Source organism: Devosia sp., assembly GCF_034675085.1.
In the GTDB taxonomy this organism is placed as follows: domain Bacteria; phylum Pseudomonadota; class Alphaproteobacteria; order Rhizobiales; family Devosiaceae; genus Devosia.
In genome coordinates, this window is sequence record NZ_JAUCDN010000303.1 from 1 (window position 1) to 3899 (window position 3899).

At 64.4% G+C, this 3899-nt stretch carries 5 protein-coding genes; 3 read left to right on the forward strand and 2 right to left on the reverse strand.

The annotated features are described in order from the left end of the window. Window positions 1–168 precede the first annotated feature (168 nt). Window positions 169–372 (reverse strand): DUF2892 domain-containing protein, encoded by a 204-nt coding sequence (locus VDP82_RS15160; protein WP_012049905.1) that lies wholly within the window; start codon window positions 370–372, stop codon window positions 169–171. A 26-nt stretch (window positions 373–398) separates the two neighbouring features. Beyond that, window positions 399–1676, reverse strand: coding sequence for an NAD(P)/FAD-dependent oxidoreductase (locus tag VDP82_RS15165; protein WP_029549117.1), 1278 nt, complete (start codon window positions 1674–1676; stop codon window positions 399–401). Window positions 1677–1758: 82 nt separating this feature from the next. On the opposite strand from VDP82_RS15165, the gene VDP82_RS15170 reads away from it, so the two are divergent. From VDP82_RS15170 to VDP82_RS15180, 3 genes are all read left to right on the forward strand, one after another. Next, window positions 1759–2097, forward strand: coding sequence for a rhodanese-like domain-containing protein (locus VDP82_RS15170; RefSeq protein ID WP_012049907.1), 339 nt, complete (start codon window positions 1759–1761; stop codon window positions 2095–2097). Between the two features lie 15 nt (window positions 2098–2112). After that, on the forward strand, window positions 2113–3198 hold the full coding sequence (locus tag VDP82_RS15175) for an efflux RND transporter periplasmic adaptor subunit (RefSeq protein WP_016747689.1): 1086 nt from the start codon (window positions 2113–2115) through the stop codon (window positions 3196–3198). Beyond that, the coding region (locus VDP82_RS15180; RefSeq protein ID WP_323015671.1) for an efflux RND transporter permease subunit at window positions 3195–3899 on the forward strand (705 nt) is incomplete at its 3' end. The genes VDP82_RS15175 and VDP82_RS15180, both read left to right, overlap by 4 nt.

Genomic DNA, 3899 nt, shown 5'->3' on the forward strand with positions numbered 1-3899 from the left:
CCTTGATCCGGGCATCGGCGGCATCCGCGTCAGCACGGGCCGCTTCTATTTCGGGCGCATGGTTCATGGCGGCCGCGATCGCCTCTTCCAGCGTCGTCGCCTGGGCCGGCATGGCGACGCTCGCGAGCAGGCAGGCCAAGAGGGGGCGGGGGAGCGCCCTCTTGCGGATCATTTGAAGGCGGTCCCCGGACGGACGCCCAGCGCCTTGAATACCATCGCGGCGGGGCAGAAGCCGGTGAAGCTGGCCTGTATCATGTTGAGGCCGGCGAAAGCGGTGAGCGCGATCCACCACGGATGCACGGTCAGCGACAGGACGACACCCAGCAACACGACACATCCGGCGAACGCCATCACGGCACGATCGAGAGTCATCTTTGCACTCCTTCGCTAAATGACGATCAGAAACGCAGCTTGCGGATGCCCATGACGTGCATCGCCAGCTTTTCGTAGAAAGGCTCGCTCTCGCCCTTGCGGACTTTGCGCAGGAAATATTTCTCGAAGCCGATCTTGGCCAAATGGACCCACTTGCCGCTGGATGCCCAATTGACGTTGCGCGGCGGAATCTGGGGCTGGGCGACGAAAGCCACGCCGCCATCGCCGAAGTCGGCAAGGCAGACGGCGTTCCATGTCGCTTCGGCGGTCGGCTCCCTGCCCTCGAGGATCAAAGCGAGGTTGGCGGCGATCGCCGTCACCATGGATTCGATCATGAAGCCGGTCTTGGGCACGCCCACCGGCACCGGGGTCGGTCCGGTCGGCGGAATGGCGACGCAAACACCGAGCGCGAATATTTCCGGAAACGCCGGATTGCGCTGGTGCTTGTCGATGATGATGAAGCCGCGGGGATTAGTCAGCCCCTCGATATTGCTGACCGCGGGAACGCCGCGGAAGGCCGGGAGCATCATCGAATAGCCGAAGGGCAGATCATGCGCCTTCTTGACCGAGCCATCATCGTTCACTTCCTCGACGTGCATGAGGCCGGCGTCGACCTTGGCGACGCGCGCATTGGTGATCCATTTGATATGACGGTCGCGCAGCTCGCTTTCGAGCAGGCTCTTGGTGTCGCCGACGCCATCGAGGCCGAGATGTCCGATATAGGGTTCGGCGGTGACGAAGGTCATCGGCACCTTGTCACGGATCTTGCGCCGGCGCAGCTCGGTGTCGAGGATCAGCGCAAATTCATAGGCCGGGCCGTAGCAGGACGCGCCCTGGACCGCGCCGACGACGATCGGGCCGGGATTTTCCACGAAGGCGTCGAAGGCATCGGCCGCGTCGGCGGCATGTGCGGTCTGACAGACGGAGACGGTATGGCCTTGCGGCCCCAGCCCTTCGATCTCGTTAAAGGCCAGATCGGGGCCGGTCGCGATTACAAGATAATCGTAAGTGATTGATGTTCCGTCATTGAGTTCGAGTCGCTTTTCGCTCGCATGGAGTCGCTTGGCGCCGACCGAGGTAAAGCCGATCTTCTTTTTCGCGAACACCGGGGGGAGATGGACCTGAATCGCCTCCGGCTCGCGCCAGCGCACGGCGACCCACGGATTGGAGGGGATGAAGCTATAGGTATCCGTGTCGGATACGGTCATCACGTCGGCGCGGCCTTTGACGGCGGCCTTGATCTCATAGGAGGCGATCGTGCCTCCCAGACCTGCGCCCAATACCACGATCAACGGCTTGCCCATCTGCGATCCTTCCTCATTCAATGACATTGACTAATATAATCATTACACGTTATATGCAATCCACAAATTGAAAGAGGCAACCATGTTCGGATTCAAGAAACGTGATGCTCACCGCGAGATCGGCCCCGCCGAGCTGGACGCCATGCTGAAGGACGGCAAAGCGCTGCTGATCGACGTGCGCGAGGCCGGCGAGTTTGCGACCGGCCACATCGCAGGCGCAGTAAACATGCCGCTGTCGGGCTTTTCACCTCGTAACATCCCTGATCCCGAAGGACGGACGGTCGTGCTGCAATGCGCGGGCGGGCGGCGTTCCGGGCAGGCGCTCGACCAGTGCGCGCAGGCCCAGAGCGCGATCGACACGCATCTCGCCGGCGGCATCGGCGCATGGAAAGACGCCGGTTTGCCGGTGCTCGGCGGCTAAGGGCGAAAGAGGGGAATGAGCGGCATGATGAGCGGCAGGGGCAAGTGGCTCTGGTTGGCAAGCGCCGCGTTGGCGTTATCGGCGTGCGGCAGTCAGCCGGAGCAGGACGAGGCGTCGGCGACATTGCCCGCAGGCGACATGGTGCGACTCGTCCCCAAGGAGATCGCGGATATGAAGGCAGTTGGTGCGGAGATCGCCACCCGCGACCAGGCCGAAGTCCTCGCCCGCATCCCCGGCATATTGACCTCCCTTTCGGTGCGCGCCGGGGATACGGTGCAGAAGGGCCAGCGCATCGGCATGATCGTCGACTCGCGGCTTGGCTACGAGACGAGCGCCTACGGTGCGCAGGCGGCCGCCGCTCAGGCGGAAGCGGCGCGAGCCAATGCGGACCTCGCGCGCATCCGCGACCTCTACAACAACGGCGTCTATGCGAAGGCGCGTCTGGATCAGGCCGTCGCCGCCGCCCGCGCGGCCGACGCGCAGGTTGCCGCAGCGCGGGCGCAGCAGGGCGCCAGTGCCAGCGTCGCGGGGCAGGGGGCGGTGATCGCCCCGGCAAGCGGGCGTGTGCTGCGCGCCGATATTCCCGCAGGCGCGCCGGTCGCGCCGGGCATGTCGATCGCGACCGTCACCGCAGGCCCGCCCGTCCTACGCTTGATGCTGCCAGAATCCGTTGCCGGACAGATCCGACCCGGCGCGCGCGTGATCGTTGACGATCCAGCATTGAATGATGGCGGACAAAATAATGCAGGGGTGCCTTCTGGGTCGCGCCAGGGCAGCGTGACGCAGGTCTATCCTGCGATCACCGGAGGCCAGGTTCGTGTCGATGCGACGCTGCCTGGCCTCTCAACGCAATTCGTCGGCCGCCGCGTGAGCGCATCGGTCGAGATCGGCACGCGCAAGGCACTGGTGGTGCCGCGCACATTCGTCACCACGCGCTACGGGATAGATCAGGTTCAGGTTGTGAGCGAAGGCAAGCGGCTTAGCATGGTGCCGGTCCAGATCGCGCCGACGGCCGACCCCGCCATGGTCGAGATCTTGAGCGGTGTGTCTGCCGGCGACACGTTGTTCTCCCCCGGCAAGCCCAAGGCTACGCGCCCATGAATCTCGGCATTTCCGGTCGCCTCACCAGGGCCACCATTGCCTCGCCCTTGACGCCGCTGTTTCTCCTCGCGGCGATCGCCGTTGGTCTGCTGGCTCTTCTTTCCATCCCCCGGGAGGAGGAGCCGCAGATCAGCGTGCCGATGGTGGACATTCAGGTGATGGCCCCAGGCCTCTCCGCCGCCGACGCGACCGAACTGGTCGGCATCCCATTGGAGACGATCGTCAAGAGCGTAGATGGCGTGGAGCATGTCTATACGCAGGCGCAAGACGACGGGGTGATGGTGACGGCCCGCTTCCTCGTCGGATCGAACCCCGAGGACGCGGCGATCCGGATCGAGGAAAAGCTGCGCGCCAATTGGGACAGGAAGCCCGTCGGCATCCCCGATCCCAAGGTGACGGTGCGCGGCATCAATGATGTGCCGGCTGTCGTCCTGACCCTTACACCCAAGCCCGGAGCCGCAGGCCAGTGGAACGACGCGAGCCTCTACGAGCTGGCCTTCAAGCTGCGCACCGAGATCGCCAAGGTCGATAATGTCGGCATCAGCTTCCTTGTCGGCGGACGCCCCGAGGAAATCCGCATCGCGCCCGATCCGACGAAGCTGCGCCAATATGGCGTGCCGCTGGGCAGCGTGATCGAGGCCGCGAGCCAGGCCAATCGCAGCTTCCCGCTGGGCAATATCCGTGAGGATGGCAAGGCCGTC